General features: G+C 68.9%; 10 protein-coding genes and 3 pseudogenes. 3 read left to right on the top strand and 10 right to left on the bottom strand.

From position 1 onward, the window contains the following. Positions 1-275: 275 nt before the first annotated feature. The 3 genes from IAG44_RS25320 to IAG44_RS25310 all read left to right on the top strand — a co-directional run bounded on the left by IAG44_RS25320 (position 276) and on the right by IAG44_RS25310 (position 3,921). Complete coding sequence (locus tag IAG44_RS25320) at positions 276-1,658, top strand: nitrate/nitrite transporter (RefSeq protein ID WP_187749366.1); 1,383 nt, start codon at positions 276-278, stop codon at positions 1,656-1,658. 95 nt (positions 1,659-1,753) lie between these two features. Then, positions 1,754-2,905, top strand: coding sequence for a uroporphyrinogen-III synthase (locus tag IAG44_RS25315; RefSeq protein WP_187749365.1), 1,152 nt, complete (start codon positions 1,754-1,756; stop codon positions 2,903-2,905). Between the two features lie 194 nt (positions 2,906-3,099). After that, on the top strand, positions 3,100-3,921 hold the full coding sequence (locus IAG44_RS25310) for a hypothetical protein (protein ID WP_187749364.1): 822 nt from the start codon (positions 3,100-3,102) through the stop codon (positions 3,919-3,921). A 130-nt stretch (positions 3,922-4,051) separates the two neighbouring features. Here IAG44_RS25310 and IAG44_RS25305 read toward each other — a convergent pair whose 3' ends face one another. From IAG44_RS25305 to IAG44_RS25270, 10 genes and pseudogenes are all read right to left on the bottom strand, one after another. Beyond that, complete coding sequence (locus IAG44_RS25305) at positions 4,052-4,447, bottom strand: hypothetical protein (RefSeq protein ID WP_187749363.1); 396 nt, start codon at positions 4,445-4,447, stop codon at positions 4,052-4,054. Between the two features lie 158 nt (positions 4,448-4,605). Next, positions 4,606-5,022 carry an Imm50 family immunity protein gene (locus tag IAG44_RS25300; protein ID WP_187749362.1) on the bottom strand — a complete coding sequence of 139 codons (417 nt, stop codon included), beginning with the start codon at positions 5,020-5,022 and terminating at the stop codon, positions 4,606-4,608. Next, positions 5,009-5,518 carry an Imm50 family immunity protein gene (locus tag IAG44_RS25295; RefSeq protein WP_187749361.1) on the bottom strand — a complete coding sequence of 170 codons (510 nt, stop codon included), beginning with the start codon at positions 5,516-5,518 and terminating at the stop codon, positions 5,009-5,011. Before IAG44_RS25295 ends, IAG44_RS25300 begins: the two co-directional genes overlap by 14 nt. Next, positions 5,508-5,663 (bottom strand): annotated as a pseudogene (locus tag IAG44_RS44805) (HNH/endonuclease VII fold putative polymorphic toxin); the annotation flags it as partial. The gene IAG44_RS25295 and the pseudogene IAG44_RS44805, both read right to left, overlap by 11 nt. A 204-nt stretch (positions 5,664-5,867) precedes the next feature. Continuing rightward, positions 5,868-8,826, bottom strand: a pseudogene (locus IAG44_RS44800) (DUF6531 domain-containing protein); the annotation flags it as partial. A gap of 594 nt (positions 8,827-9,420) precedes the next feature. Beyond that, positions 9,421-10,103, bottom strand: a pseudogene (locus IAG44_RS44795) (putative T7SS-secreted protein); the annotation flags it as partial. After that, entirely contained in the window at positions 10,103-10,798 is a 696-nt protein-coding gene (locus IAG44_RS25285; RefSeq protein WP_187749360.1) for a hypothetical protein, read from the bottom strand. The gene IAG44_RS25285 and the pseudogene IAG44_RS44795, both read right to left, overlap by 1 nt. After that, the gene (locus IAG44_RS25280) at positions 10,795-11,442 is read right to left on the bottom strand and encodes a hypothetical protein (protein WP_425508468.1); all 648 of its coding nucleotides are present in this window, start codon (positions 11,440-11,442) and stop codon (positions 10,795-10,797) included. Before IAG44_RS25280 ends, IAG44_RS25285 begins: the two co-directional genes overlap by 4 nt. A 123-nt stretch (positions 11,443-11,565) precedes the next feature. Next, entirely contained in the window at positions 11,566-12,825 is a 1,260-nt protein-coding gene (locus IAG44_RS25275) for an acyltransferase family protein (RefSeq protein WP_187749359.1), read from the bottom strand. Beyond that, a complete protein-coding gene (locus IAG44_RS25270; protein ID WP_187749358.1) occupies positions 12,822-14,933 on the bottom strand; it encodes a bifunctional polysaccharide deacetylase/glycosyltransferase family 2 protein in 2,112 nt (703 codons plus the stop codon). The genes IAG44_RS25275 and IAG44_RS25270 overlap by 4 nt, the downstream gene beginning before the upstream one ends. Positions 14,934-14,986: the final 53 nt, after the last annotated feature.

Here is a 14,986-nt window from a genome sequence, read left to right as displayed (position 1 = left end):
GGGTCCGGGCCACCGGGCCCGGTCCCCCTCCCACAGTGCCTGCCCGCACCCCCACCGAAAACCCCTCCCACCCCGTTTGAGCCGCGGGAGCCACGCACTCCCCCGCTCCCCCGAGCCGCCCAAACCCTCCAACCCTCCCGAACCGAACCTCTCAAACCATCCCCCCACGCGGTGAGACCAACGTTCCCTTCCGGTCACCGCCTGGCACAGCCTGGAAACGCGTGATCCCTACCTTCGGGGACAGCAGCCGTGCCCAGGACCACCGTGGAGGCGTCATGACATCCCCCGGCACACTTCCCGCAGCGCCCAAAAAGGGCCGCTGGATCGAGAACTGGGATCCGGAGGACGAGGCGTTCTGGAACGCGGGCGGTGAACGGATCGCCCGCCGCAACCTGCTGTTCTCCGTCCTGTCGGAGCACATCGGCTTCTCGGTCTGGACCATGTGGTCGGTCCTGGTCCTGTTCATGGGCCCGGAGTACGGCCTGACCCCGGCGGACAAGTTCCTGCTGACGTCGATGGTGACCCTGGTCGGCGCCGTCGTCCGTGTCCCCTACACCTTCGCCGTGGCGGTCTTCGGCGGCCGCAACTGGACGATCGTCTCGGCCGCCCTCCTGCTCCTGCCGACGATCGCCGCGTTCACGGTGATGGAGCCCGGCACGTCGTTCGGGACGTTCCTCCTGGTGGGCCTCCTCGCGGGCATCGGCGGCGGCAACTTCGCCTCGTCGATGACGAACATCAACGCGTTCTTCCCGCTCCGCAAGAAGGGCTGGGCGCTCGGCCTGAACGCCGGCGGCGGCAACATCGGCGTCCCCGTCATCCAGCTGATCGCCCTCGCGGTGATCGGCGCGAGCGGCGGCCCGAGGGTGCTGCTGGGCATCTACATCCCGCTGATCGTCGTCGCCGCCGTCCTCGCCGCGCTGTTCATGGACAACCTGACGTCCGTGAAGAACGACACCGGCGCGGCGGTCGACGCGGCGAAGGACGGCCACACCTGGATCATGTCGTTCCTCTACATCGGCACGTTCGGCTCGTTCATCGGCTACTCGTTCGCGTTCGGCCAGGTCCTGACGAACCAGTTCGGCCGCACCCCGCTCCAGGCGGCGTACCTGACGTTCATCGGCCCCCTGCTGGGCTCGCTGATCCGCCCGGTCGGCGGCTGGCTGGCGGACCGCTACGGCGGCGCGCGCATCACCCTCTACAACTACGTCGGCATGGCCGCGGCGACGGCCGCGCTGATCGTGGCGAGCGTCCAGAAGTCGCTGCCGTTCTTCGTCGCCGTCTTCGTCGTCCTGTTCGTCCTGACGGGCCTCGGCAACGGTTCGACGTACAAGATGATCCCGGGCATCTTCCAGGCGAAGGCGCTGGCCAGGGGGTTGGAGGGCGAGGAGGCCGCGGCGTACGGGCGGCGGCTGTCGGGCGCGTCGATGGGGCTCATCGGGGCGGTCGGCGCGCTGGGCGGCGTCGGTATCAACATGGCGTTCCGCCAGTCGTTCCTGTCGTACGGCTCCGGCACCGGCGCGTTCGTCGCGTTCCTCGCCTTCTACGCCGTCTGCTTCGTGGTGACGTGGGCCGTATACCTTCGCCGCACGACGGGCCGGATCACCGCCTCCGGGGCGGCGTCGGAGGCGAAGCCGCAGCTCAGCTACGCGAAGGTGTGACGTAACACTGCCGACACCGAGCCGAACCGAGCCTGTCACGCGCCGTTGACAGGCTCGTCGGTCATGCGGCCTCTTTGACCGGGACGAGAGTGACTATGTACGACGAACAGCAGCGGCCGGAGCACGGCCCCCTCGCCGGTTTCACCGTCGGCGTGACCGCCGCCCGCCGCGCCGACGAGCTGGGCGCCCTGCTCCAGCGCCGGGGCGCGTCGGTCGTCCACGCCCCCGCGCTGCGGATCGTGCCGCTGGCCGACGACAGCGACCTGCTGGCCGCGACGAAGGACCTCCTCGACCAGGCGCCGGACATCGTGGTGGCGACGACGGCGATCGGTTTCCGCGGCTGGGTCGAGGCTGCGGACGGCTGGGGCCTGGGCGAGCCGCTGCTGGCCAGGCTCGCCTCGGTGGAGGTGCTGGCGCGCGGCCCGAAGGTGAAGGGCGCGATCCGCGCGGCGGGCCTGACGGAGGAGTGGTCGCCGTCGAGCGAGTCGATGGCGGAGGTCCTGGACCGGCTCCTGGAGCAGGGCGTGGACGGCCGCCGCATCGCGGTCCAGCTGCACGGCGAACCGCTGCCCGGCTTCGTGGAGGCGCTGCGGGAGGCGGGCGCGGAGGTGGTGGGCGTCCCGGTCTACCGCTGGATGCCCCCGGAGGACACGGCCCCGCTGGACCGCCTCCTGGACGCCACGGTCTCGCGCGGTCTGGACGCGGTGACGTTCACCAGCGCCCCCGCGGCGGCCTCGCTGCTGTCCCGCGCGGAGGAACGCGGGCTGCTCACCGACCTGTTGACGGCCTTCCATCACGACGTCCTCCCCGCCTGCGTCGGTCCGGTGACCGCGCTTCCCTTGCAGGCGAGGGGAGTTGACACCGTCCAGCCCGAACGCTTCCGTCTGGGCCCGCTGGTTCAGCTGCTCTGCCAGGAACTCCCCTCTCGCGCACGGGCCTTGCCCATCGCCGGGCACCGCGTCGAGATCCGGGGCCACGCGGTCCTGGTCGACGGCGAGTTGAAGCCCGTCCCGCCGGCCGGGATGTCACTGCTGCGGGCCCTGTCCCGGCGTCCGGGGTGGGTGGTGGCGCGGTCGGAGCTGCTGCGCGCGTTGCCGGGGGCGGGGCGGGACGAGCACGCCGTCGAGACGGCTATGGCCAGGCTGCGGACGGCACTTGGGGCACCGAAGTTGATCCAGACGGTGGTGAAGCGGGGGTATCGGCTCGCGTTGGATCCGGCGGCGGATGCGAAGTACTCGGACGTGTAGGGGAGTTGCGCGGACGCCTGAAGGGGGTGCGTGGACGCCTGAGGGATTTATGCGGGCGTCTGAGGGAGTTGCGCGGGCGTCTGAAGGGGGCGAGCGCCTGGCGGAGTTGTCCAGCGGAGTCGCTTGGGGGCGTTGCGAACGTCCGGGGGGTCTCCGGCGTCTCAGTGCCGTGAGGCTGAGCCGCTGGAGGGCCTGTGCTGCGCCGTTCGTTCGTGTTCACGCTTGTCGCCCTGACGGCCGTCGTCTGCGCGGGGAAGCCCGCGCAGACGCTGCGGGAGCGGCCCGAGGACGACCCACGGGCGCGGGCCGAACGCGCCCGGCAGGTGGCTGACGCCTGGAACGGGTCGCGGGCGGCGGCGAGTTGGGGTTCGGGGTACCACCCGATGGGCGAGTGGTCCCAACTCCCTGTCGAGACAGCGACGTTCGCCCTCCGCACGGCGCTGCCCGGGGCGGCTCCCGCCTCCGGCCGGGTCACGTGGTCCGACGGCCGCTCCCTCACCCGCCCGCTCCTGCCGGCGTCCACGGCGTACGAGGCCCTGTCCAGTGTGGGAGGCGTGGGCCCTCAACTGGCGGTGACGTCCATGAAGTTGGGGACGATGACCCTCCCGACCAGCCGGGGTCCTGCGACCGTCCCGGCATGGCTGTTCACCGTGGACGGCTACGCCACCCCGATCAGCCGCGCGGCAGCCGTCCCCTCGAAGTTCCCCGGCAGCCTTCGCGCCTCACCGACGCCGGTCCGCTTCCAGGGGAGCCAGGGTTCCACGGTGACGGTCGTCGTGCCCCACGGTTCGTGCGACGACGGGGTCGCGGTGGACATCTGGGAGACGCCGGGGAGCGTGGTGCTGACGACCCGCGTCGTGAACCCTCAACCGGGGCCGTGCACGGCGGACTTGGCGATGGAGCCGGTGACGGTGCGCCTCACGTCTCCCTTGGGGACCCGCGCGCTCCTGGATGCCGCCACGGGCGTCCCTGTCCCCTATGGCCTCCCCGGTGGCCTGTCCCCGTCGTGGAGTTGAGTGTCGAGTGGGGTGGCGAGCGAAGAGACGGTCGACCGTCTGCTGCGACTGGTCCGTGTCGCGGGGAGGGGCGGCCCCGAGCCTGGAGTTGCGGGAGCCGCCCCTTTCCATGTGACCTCGCGAGTGCGGATCAGACGATGCGCCTCGGCGCGTCGAACTGGTCCACCGGCGCCACGGGGCACGCCGCCGACGGGCCGCCGAGGACGTTCCCGCCCACACCCTCCGCGTTCGGGACCGCGCACCGCAGGTCGACGTTGACCAGCGGCGCCCCGTACGTGTTGAGGATGCCGCTCGCGTCCCCACCGATCGCCGTGTCCCCGTTCCGCGTCGCGAAGTCCGACGCCGTCCCGCTCCCGCTCGCCGTGTCCCCATAGGCGACCCGCGCCGCGTGGTTCATCTCCCCCGCGTTGGTCGCGGTCATGTTCTCCGCACCGACACCGGCGGACGTCGTCGCCGACGCAACCCCGGTAGCAGCCACCGTCGCGGCCGACGCGAGCGCCGCCCCAGCCAGAACCTTCTTGATCACGAATCTCTCCTGTCCGATGAACCGAAACATAACGATCACTATTGATCAGTGAACGCTCACCAAACAGAAAGATTCCGATCACCAGGGGTCACGCCGGTTCACCGTCAAGGGGCACGCACATACCCCCACTCAGCCGAATCACCACCAGAAACCCCAGATCACCCCTCCTCCCTCACGACCGCAAGATAGACCCTGGATTTCTGCAGAGTCACCGAACCGGCCTGAAACTTGATACCAGAATCACCATTCCCCAAAAATACAGAGAAACCTCCCCGGGATCGGGTCGAGACACTGAATTCAGCAGCTTCCTCGGCCCCCCAGCGGTTGACTGAAAAATCCTCCACCTCCAGGAAGAGGAGGAAGAACTCAAGTGTGTTGTAAACCTCGCCATTCCAGCTACCGAGAGGCCGGGACGGCAAATTCTTGGTTTCGAATCCGACAGTTACCGACCTCCCTCTCTCGTCAACATGGACGTAATAGAGAGAGCACTCCTCGGGAGTTGGCACAGAGCCTTCGTACAACCGTCCGAGAACATCGGGCGAACCAATGGCTTCCGGCCATTCAGATGCGCTCATAATAGACCTTCTCACAGGTAGCAGGGAGCGAATCATAGAGATGCGAATCCAGTCTCTTCACATGGATTCGCGGCCCGCCATCCATCCCGTCATCCTGCATCCTGAAGGCACTGAAATGGCCGATGACAACAGAGTCGGAGCAGTCGAAGGAGAGGAATGATTCTTGATTTACGGCATCAACTACGACTTGGATACGCCTACGTTCGAGACAGGAAACGATTTTCACCAGAGCGAAAATCGGAGGATTCCAGCCAGCCATGCGCAAATCACTGACGTCCAAAAATTGCAGCTGACACTGGGCCGTATCCACTCCAGCGTCTTCCCACTCCTGCGGAACCTGATCGGGGAAGTGGGGGAGGTCCACTCTAAGTGTCACCGTGGGGCCGCTCCAGCTGATATTGACGGAACGCAACCTGAGGTTTCCACCGAGTTGAGGAACATACCCATACGCAGAGCTCAGTACTTGCGAATTCACGATGAACTCGTCAACGGTCATAGTAGTAATGCTCCTCAGCCCCGGGAACTTGTCCATTACGCGTGTCATCGAAAGGGCGCACATGAACATGCGCCGGCTGATACCCAGGTTCACCAGGCTTCTGGTGACCAAAATGATGGTCCTGAAAGACGATCAGGTCCCGCCCGTTTGGGTGTGCGTAAACTTCTTCAGTGTAGTAAATGGGTTGATGATTCTCGTCCAGGAGCTGCTTACTCCCCTGCCATTCAGGAGTCGTAGCTCTGACATAGTTATCAACCTCCAGCGGCTCAGCCCCCTCCGGAATTCCGGCGTCCCGCAATGCAACCGCCTTCGCCTCCGCAAGGCCCCTCCCGGCCTTTGAAGGGTATTCGGGAGCCAGCCCGAGTGGATCAGCGGTGAGATACCGGCCGGCCTCAGGGTCATATTGCCGAAAATAATTGTAGTGAAGGCCGGTCTCGGAGTCGCAGTACTGCCCGGGAAAACGTAGCGGCGTGTAAGCCGTACTGCTACTCCCCCATGCCGTAGTACCCCAGAGGGTCGAACGAGTACGCCAAGCAACCCCGCCATCTTCATCCACGAGCTCGGTCGGTGCACCGACGAGATCGGTGACAATCGCGAAGAAACGGGAGTCGATCTCGTTCTGCGAAGCCTCTGCATCAGTGATTCGTTCCGTTTGGGAAACCGGATAAAATCCCCGATGGTCCCAGGTGACAGTCACCGGATTCGTAATCTCTGGGGACACGGTGGTCTGTTCGCAGAGTGTGGAGCCGTCCCACGTAAAGTCGACGCGTTCCACGACCGTCTCGCCGTCCCCGGCCAGTCGGAGTTTCGCTGTACGGCGGCCCAGAGGGTCGTACGTGTAGCGCCAGAGTGTGCCGTCCGGGGTGACGACCGAGGTCAGGCGGTCTTCTGGGTCCCATGTGTAGCGCCAGGTCTCCGGCTTCCGCGAGAGGCGGGCCTTCTTGGCGGAGAGTGACACGGCCGAGGGCGTCGTGTTCGTAGCGGACTTGGCCGGCGCGAGTGATGCGGGTGCCGGTGTAGGTGCGGGGGCCGGTCGACTCGTGGCCGGGGTGGGTCGCGGGCCAGTCCGCGTGGGTCTGGTTGCCCGCCGCGTCGTAGGCGTACGTCTCCGTCCAGTTGGCGGCGTGGACGGCTGTCACGCGGCCCGTCGCGTCGAGGTCGAAGCGGCGGGGGCCCGTCAACTGGTCGTCGATGGCGGTGAGGTTGCCGTCGGCGCGGTAGGTGTAGGTGCGGTGTTGGATCGAGCGGGACGCCGGGCCTGTCACCGACTGGGTTGTCAGGCGGCCCAGTTGGTCGAAGGTGTGGGAGAGGGTGACCGACTCGCCGATATGGCGGGCGAGTTCACGGCCGGCTTCGTCGTAGGTGAAGTCGATAGAGCGGCCGGAGGCGAGCATGTGGGTGCGGCGGCCTACGGCGTCGTAGGACCAGGTGGTGGTGGCGCCGGTGGGAGTGGTGCGGCCGGTGCGGCGGCCGAGGTCGTCGTGGGTGTAGGTGACCGTGCGGCCGTCGACGGTCTCCGAGCGGACTCGGCCGAAGCGGTCGCGGAGGATCGAGAGAGTGGTGCCGTCGGGGCCGGCCGCGAGGGCGAGGTTGTCGGTCAAGTCGTAGGCGTATGTGGTGACTTGGCCTGCGGCGTCCTTGCTGGTCAGCCGGCCCATCTCGTCGCGCTCGAAGGTCGTGGTCTCGCCGAGGGCGTTCGTGCGGGACCGGAGGCGGCCGGCGGGATCGTAGGCGTAGGTGAGGACGCGGTCGTCGAAGTCCGTCTCCGTGGCGAGGTTGCCTGCCGCGTCGTATGCGTAACTCCAGGTCAGGCCCTGGGGGTTGGTGACCTTCGTGAGGCGGAGTTCGGTGTCGTGGTCGAACTCGTAGCGGACGCCGTCGGGGCCGGTGCGGGCGGCGAGGAGGTCGAAGTGGGTGTGCTCGAAGCGGGTGACGCCACCCAACTGGTCCGTCTGGCTGGTGCAGTTGCCCTCACCGTCGTACGTCCACGACTCCGCCGTGCCATCCGCCGCCGTGCGCCGGGTGAGGTAGCCCTCGGTCGTCCACTCCAGGCGGGTCGTCGCACCGGTGGGGTCGGCGATCGCGACCGGGCGGCCGTGGGCATCGCGGGTGTAGTGGGTGGTTGACCCTAGGGGGTCGGTGATGCGGAGGGGGAGACCCGTGCGGTCGGGGAAGATCGTCGTCGTGTGGCCCTCGGGGTCGGTGACGGTGGTGAGGTGGCCTGCGTCGTCGTAGGCGAAGTGGGTGGTGCGGCCCGTAGGGGGTGTGACCGAGGTGCGGTTACCTCTCAGGTCGTACGTCTGGCGGACGATCGTGCCGTCCGGACTCACCGCCTTCACCGGGAGGCCGAGGACGTCGTACTCGGCTCTCGTCTCGCGGCCGTCGGGACGGACGACCGAGGTGAGGTTGCCCTGCTCGTCGTAGGTGAACGACGTGGTGTTCCCCAGGGGGTCCGTGTGGGAGAGCAGGCGGTTGTAGCGGTCACGCCGGTAGCGGGTGACCGCGCCCAACGGGTCGGTCTCCGCCACGACTTGGAGATCCTCGTTGACCAGGAAGCGGCGGGTGTGGCCCTCGCCGGTCGTCGTGGTGGTGACCCTGAGGCCGGTCTCGGGGTCGATGTCGTCGTACGTGACGCGCAGGGCCATGTGCCCCGCCTCGCCGGTCTCTGCGACACAGCGGTCCTGGTCGTCGTACTCGTAGGCGTAGCCACGGCCGTTGGTATCGGTCCAGGAGGTGACGCGGCCCGTCTCGTCGTACGTGAAGCGTAGGGGTAGCCCTGAGGAGTTGACGACCTCGGTGAGGTTGCCGTCCGTATAGCCGTAGTTCTTGAGTACCTCACCCGTGGTAGCCAGGTGGAGGGCCGTGATACGGCCTTCGGCGGTGGTGACGCGGACGTCGTGGCCGGAGCTGGAGACGACGCCCAGGGGGGTGCCCTCGGCGTCGTACGCAAGGGTGACCCAGTTGCCGTTGCGGTCGTCGATCTGTTCCAGGACCGCCAGGTCGGCTCCCCGGTCGCCGAAGTGCCGGACGCGGCCGGTCCGCGGGTCGGTGACGGTGTAGCCGCCGTCCTCGCGGTCCAGCAGCCAGCGAGGGCCGTGGCTGGGGAGGGTGGGAACGCCGGGTGCGGGGTGGGGGTAGGAGAGGAGCAGGCCGTCCTCGGTGACGAAGACGACGCCCTCGGCGTCGACCTCCAGGCGCTGGTCGAAGGTCGAGGACCAGGAGGGCCCGAACCAGCGGCCGAGGTGGTAGCCGGACTCCACGCGCCTCTTGAGTACTACGGGTAGGGGGCCGGGGAGGGTGACGTCCGTCTGCGGCAGGTACATCTTTCCGCTGGCGAAGTCGATGGGGTCCGAGCCCTTGCTCTCGACGCTGTTCTGCTCGCGTGACGTCTTGTGGGGGCCGTCCGAGACGGTTTCCCGTGCGGAAGCCTCGCCCGCGTCCTTCGCCCCGCTGCGTACCGCCGCCCGTTCAGCGGCTCCTTCCGCCCCCTCCCGCGCTACCCGTAGTACCCCCTTCAGCTCTCCCAGCCCCTTGGAGCCGAAGGCGTCGGGGAGGAGACGGCCGATGCCCTCGGAGGGGTCCTTCTTGAAGCCGTCCCACATGGCGTTGAGGGTGCGGCCGGGATGGGCGCTCGCGGAGACGAGGCCGGAGAGGGTGAGGCTGGCGTTCTGGAGGTATTCGGCCGGGTGGGTGAGGTTGTAGGGGTCCGTGGGGTTGAGGCTGCGGGCGAAGTTGACGAGCCCGCCGGTGCCTTTGAGCAACCCGCCTGCCACGTGCAGGAGTTCGGTGTTGGCGGCGAGCATGCCGTCGGAGACGTCGGCCTTGAGGCGGTCCAGGGGCGGGGGCTCCTGGGGGGCGTGGGCGAGGGCCCCGCGTACGCTGCCGGCGGCCGTCGCGCCCGCGGTGTTGCGCTGGCGGCGGGCCTCGGCGAGGACCTCCCGGGCGCGGGTGATCAGAGATGTGCCGGGCGCGGCCCGGGGCCCTGGTCGGCGGCGATCTTCGCGTTGTACGCGTCGGCCTTCTTGTTGTACGCGTCCCTGGCCTGCTCGGACGCCTTCCTGCCCTGCGCGTAGAGGTCGATGGCCTCCTGCGCCTGGCCCTGCGCCCAGGTCACCGTCGCGGCGTAACTCTCCAGAGCCACGGCGGCCTGTTCACAGGCGGCAGCCGCATTCAGCCAGTTCTCGGGGTGACGTACGAACTTCTCGCGGAAGGTGTCGGCGGCCTCGTCCGTCCAGGTGGAGGAGTCCACCTTCTTCAGACCCGAGGCGACCGTGTCGAACGCCTTGTGGAAGTCCCGTAGGTGCTTCGCCGAGGCGGTGATCGCCTTCGGGTTGCCGTGGACCAGCTCGTTCGCCTGGTCGGTCTCGCCGAGATTCTGCTCGCCCGGCGTAGCTCCCAGGTCGGAGGCGATGCTGTCGCCCAGGTCCTCGACCTTGTCGGCGAGGCCGTCCGCGCCGATCTTCTCCAGGCCGTCACCGACGAGTTCGCTGCCCTTGTCGATGCCCTCGCCGAGCAGCTTCTTGCCCGCGTTCCAGCCGTCCTCCAGCTTGCCCAGACCGGAGTTGACCAGGTCGTCGAGCCCCATCAGCCCGTCTGCCCTTCCTGCTGCCGGGCCCGTTCCTCGGGTGAGGGGCCGAAAGTGTGGTCCAGCATCTGCTCGTAGTCGCCCTCACCGATCCCGGCCGCGCGGCGCAAGCCCTCCGGGGTCGGGCCGAGCGGCCCGAGCGGGCCCATCGTCTCGGACGTCATGACGTCCCGGCCCGCGTCCTTCCAGCCCTGCTTCGCGGCCTCCACCGCCTTGTCCAGGGACTCTTTGCTGTAGTCGGGGTTGCTGAGGGCGTCGTACTGGCTGAACGCGATGTCGCGCCAGCTCTTGCCCTGCACCTCCTCCTCGGTGGCGTAAGGGCTGCCTCCCACAACGGAGTTGGCGAGCACCTTCACCGAGCCGCTGACGTATTGGTCCGTCTCGTGCAGCAACCCCGCGGCCAGGCCCACGGATTGGGCGAACGCGTTCGCCTGGAACACCAGGGAGCGCACGCCCCAGTCCCAGCGCTCGCAGAACGAGGAGAACTCCGAGCGGAGTTCGTCGTGGCCCAACTCAAGTCCGGTCAGGGCAAGTTCGGAAAAGCCTCGGCCCGCGCCCGCGAGGCTGTCGACGCCGATCTCCCGGAGTTCGTCCAGGGTCTGCGTGATGCCCTGGGCGACCTGCGCCATACCGGCGGTCTCCAGGTCCTTGCCCGCGGCCACCGCCGGCTTGTTCTCCACCGCGTCGGCGCTCACCGTCGCTCCTCCCCGTCCATCTCCGTGTCCACGGCCGCCTCGTCCGGCACGATCCCCGCGACCGGCGGGAACAGCACCCCTTCGCCCTCGCTGCCAACGTCCAGCGCGACACCGCACGGCACGCCAGCGACCACCGTTCCGACGTCCAGCAGCCTCGCCCCGAACACCTTCCGGTACGGCCACTCGCGCCGCGCCTCGCCCCTTGCGACCGCGAACCTGGCGAGCGCTTCCTCGTTCGAGAAGGCGTAGATCCAGCGGATCCCGCCGAGGTCGGCGACCAGCGGGGCGTCGTCCTCGACGAGGGGGAGGAGGACGGGCGTGCGACGGAACTCGCCGAGCAGAGCGGCGAGTTCGCTTCGGCGACGGGCGATCTCGACGGGCTCGGACGCATTGTCCGGTTGCCAGGGCGGGAGTTCGGCCGTCTCTGCGGGGGCCGGTGCGGGCGCTGTACCGAACTCCGGTGCGGGCAGTGGTGGTTCAGGTGTGGCGAGCGGCGAGTCCGGTGCAGTCGGCAACGCCTCGGCCGACGGCGGTTCCTGGGCTGCGGACGACGGGGCCGGTACGGCGGGCGGCGGGTCCAGGTAGTCGCGCAGCCGTGACGGACGCGGCTGCCCCGCCGTCTCCTCGCCCCCGTTTCCCACCATGCCCGGGATCATCACACCCGCGTATCGCGAACCGCAACGCGGGTTTCCGGCGGGCGCCCGTGGGGCCCCGAGAGTGGCCCGCCGGACGGTGCAGGCGGGCCCGCCGGGCTCAGGGAAACCCCCCTACCCCTCACGTACTACGGGCTGCCCCGCCTCGCCCCTCCTCGTCCCGCCCCGTTTCCGGGCACCCTTCGTTCGGCCGTTCGGCCACAGGGTTGGGTGTCGGCCCGCTGCCAGGTCCTCCGCCCAGCCGAAGCAGAGGACGCACAGTGCGGTGAGGAGCCAGGTCAGGGGGAGGGCGGGCCAGGGGGAGGTGAGGAGGCCGGGGGCGTGGAGTTCGAGGGCGTGGATGCTCCAGGCGTGGTCCCAGAGGGGTTCGGCGACGGCGATGCAGAGGTTGTGCCAGAGGTAGATCGTGACGGCGCGGGAGTTGAGGAGGGTGATGAGGCCGTCCCAGCGGCGCAGGACCGGCGGCCAGGTGGGCCAACGCGGGCTGAGGTGGAGCAGGAGCAGAACCGCCGCGAAGGACCAGAGGGACTGGGCGAAGGGCATGTCGTCGAGGTCGTGGTTCTGGTGGAGGTCGTGCGTGAGGGCGTACCAGAGAGCTACGGCGCCGACGGCCGGGGCCAGGGAGGGGATGGCGTAGCGGGGGAGCCTGCTCAGGGTGCCCTGCTGGTGGGCCATACCCAGGAGCCAGCAGGAGCCGAAGGTCGCGAAGTCGGTGAGCGTGGCGTCGAGGCGCCAGCTCGCGGTGGTGGCCGAGGTGAACTCCAGGGCCCCCGAAAGTACTAGGGGGGCCAGGATCGTCGGCCAGGGAGCCGAGCGCAGGGCCCGGCGCAGGAGCGGGGAGAGGAGGACGAACCAGAGGTAGGCCCTGAGATACCAGAGAGGTACGCCGAGGGCGGTGGGCCAGTCGTCCGCGAGCAGACCCGCGACACCGTGCGAGACGTCGGCGTACGGGGGGTCGCTGAGCGGGAGGATCCAGTACCCGAGGTGGAGCCACCACCAGGCCGGGTGCCCCTCCTCGTCGGGGCGCCAGCCGGCGACGAGCATACCGGTCACCCCGATCACTCCCAGGAGCCACAGGGGCGGGAGCAGGCGCCGCAGCCGGCCCCGGATCACCTCCGGCGCCGGGCGCCTGGCGAGGGAGCGGGACATCAGGTTGCCCGCGAGGGCGAACATCACACCCATCGAGGGGAAGACGATCGGGAGCCAGGCCCAGCCCATGAGGTGGTAGAGGACGACCCGGAAGAGGGCGACCGCCCGCAGCAGGTCGAAGTACCGGTCCCGGCCGCCCGTTTGAGGGGGCGAGGCCGCCTCGACGGCGTCCGGTGGCTTCGCCGCGTACGACGCCGGCTCCGGTATCCCGGCGGTGCTCGTCATCCCCGTCCCCCGCTCTCCGACGCCAACTGGCCCGGAGGCGCCGCGACTTGGCCTTTGCGCCGGAGCTTCTGCCAGCGCAGCCGGCCGCCCGTGAGCGCCGTGATCCAGGACTGGAGCAGGACGATATACATCAACTGGCGGTAGAGGATCTGCTGGAGCGGCAGGGAGATCAGCGGGGTCAGACGCTCGCGGTCGAGGGCGAACGCGTAGGCGGCGCAGGCCCCTTGGATCGCGAGGACACCGAACCAGGCCGCGATGGTCTTGCCCGTCGGGCCGAAGATCAGCCCGTAGACGAGGAACAGGTCGATCAGCGGGGCCAGCAGCGGCGCGACGACCATGAAGAGCGACACGAGCGGCAGCCCGACCCGCCCGAAGCGGCCCGACGCGCCCCGCTCGATGACCGCGCGGCGGTGCTTCCAGATCGCCTGCATCGTGCCGTAGCACCAGCGGTAGCGCTGCGACCAGAGTTGCTGCACCGACTCCGGCGCCTCGGTCCAGGCACGCGCGTTCTCCGCGTAGACGACACGCCATCCGTCGCGGTGCATCGCCATCGTGATGTCGGTGTCCTCGGCGAGCGTGTCGTCGCTCATCCCGCCGACCCGCTCCAGCGCGCTGCGCCGAAACGCCCCTACGGCACCGGGAATTGTGGGCATGCAGCGCAGCACGTCGTACATCCGGCGGTCCAGGTTGAACCCCATGACGTACTCGATGTGCTGCCAGGCCCCGATGAGGGTGTCCTTGTTGCCGACCTTGGCGTTCCCGGCGACGGCCCCGACGCGCGGATCGGCGAAGGGCTGCACCAACTCCCTTACCGTGGACGGCTCGAAGACCGTGTCGCCGTCCATCATGACGATGATGTCGTGCGCCGCGTTGGCGAGTCCCCGGTTGAGCGCGGCCGGTTTGCCCGCGTTGAGCTGACGGATCACGCGTACGCCGGGCAGGGCGAGTTCTTCGACGATGCGGGCGGTGCCGTCGCTGGAGCCGTCGTCGATGACCAGGATTTCTATGGGGTGTTCGCTCCGGACGAGTGAACGCACCGTGTTCTCGATGCACTTGGCCTCGTTGTACGCCGGAACGAGCACCGTCACGGGTTCGGTGACCGGCGCGTCCGGACCCCATCTGAAGCCCCGGCGCCGGGTGCGGCGGGTGTGCGCGGCGGAGAGCAGCAGCATCAGGCCGAACCGCGCGAAGACCAGGAACCCGACGACCGCGAGGCCGACCACGAGGACGCCGGTGAGTTTGTCGGACGCCGTGACGAGTGCCGTCCACGCCTTGCCCTTCCACAACTCGGCGCCGGTGACCGGGATATGGGCGCTCGGGGCGTTCAGCGCCTCGGTGAGGTTCTGGAACTCGTAGCCCTGGCGCTGGAGTTGGGGAAGGTAGCGGTCGAGTGCCTGGACCGTCTCGTGGCGGTCGCCGCCCGAGTCGTGCATCAGGACAATGCCGCCCTTCCCCTTGGGGGGCGTGGAGTTGGCGATGATCCGGGCCACCCCGGGCCTCTGCCAGTCCTCGCTGTCGACGCTCGTGAGGACCGTGAGGTAACCCCGGCTCCCCACGTACCGCACGACCGGCCACGAGTTGTCGTCCAGCGCCTGTGCCGTCGACGAGTACGGCGGCCTGAACAGCGAGGTGCGGATCCCGGCCGCGCCCGCCAACGCCAGCTGGTTCTGGGTGAGTTCCCAGTCGACGCGGGACGTCGACTGGTAGGAGAGGTCGGGGTGGTTGAAGGTGTGCAGGCCGATCTCGTGGCCCTCGTCGGCCATCCTGCGGACCAGGTCGGGGTGGCGGGACGCCATGGTGCCGGTGATGAAGAAGACCGCGTGCGCGCGGTGCTTCTCCAGGACGTCCAGGACCTTTGGGGTCCAGCGCGGGTCGGGGCCGTCGTCGAAGGTGAGGACGATCCTGCGGTCGGGGATGTTCATGCTGGCCACCTGGCCGCCCCGGGTGTCGACGACCGGACCGCCGTTCAGGATCTCCTCCGGCACCTTGTCCGCCGACGCCTCCGGCCGCACGCGGTAGTCCGCGAGGATCTCGCTGTGCACGTAGCCCCGCAGCATCAGCATCGCCATCACCGCGCAGAGCAGGAGGAGCGGGAGCAGGTGCCGCATGGGGAGGAAGCGGCGACGGGGACCGGCCGAGGGCGGGGCGGGGGGCGGGGGTG

Origin of the sequence: Streptomyces roseirectus, assembly GCF_014489635.1 — a bacterium.
Classification (GTDB): domain Bacteria; phylum Actinomycetota; class Actinomycetes; order Streptomycetales; family Streptomycetaceae; genus Streptomyces; species Streptomyces roseirectus.
Note: the sequence above shows the minus strand (reverse complement) of the source record. Positions and strands in the feature narration are given on the sequence as shown.

Excerpts from the sequence above, each read along its gene's own strand:
- IAG44_RS25300 (WP_187749362.1), bottom strand. The coding sequence starts at position 5,022 with ATGAGCGCATCTGAATGGCCGGAAGCCATTGGTTCGCCCGATGTTCTC.
- IAG44_RS25295 (WP_187749361.1), bottom strand. The coding sequence starts at position 5,518 with ATGACCGTTGACGAGTTCATCGTGAATTCGCAAGTACTGAGCTCTGCG.
- IAG44_RS25320 (WP_187749366.1), top strand. The coding sequence starts at position 276 with ATGACATCCCCCGGCACACTTCCCGCAGCGCCCAAAAAGGGCCGCTGG.
- IAG44_RS25315 (WP_187749365.1), top strand. The coding sequence starts at position 1,754 with ATGTACGACGAACAGCAGCGGCCGGAGCACGGCCCCCTCGCCGGTTTC.
- IAG44_RS25280 (WP_425508468.1), bottom strand. The coding sequence starts at position 11,442 with ATGGTGGGAAACGGGGGCGAGGAGACGGCGGGGCAGCCGCGTCCGTCA.
- IAG44_RS25270 (WP_187749358.1), bottom strand. The coding sequence starts at position 14,933 with ATGCGGCACCTGCTCCCGCTCCTCCTGCTCTGCGCGGTGATGGCGATG.
- IAG44_RS25275 (WP_187749359.1), bottom strand. The coding sequence starts at position 12,825 with ATGACGAGCACCGCCGGGATACCGGAGCCGGCGTCGTACGCGGCGAAG.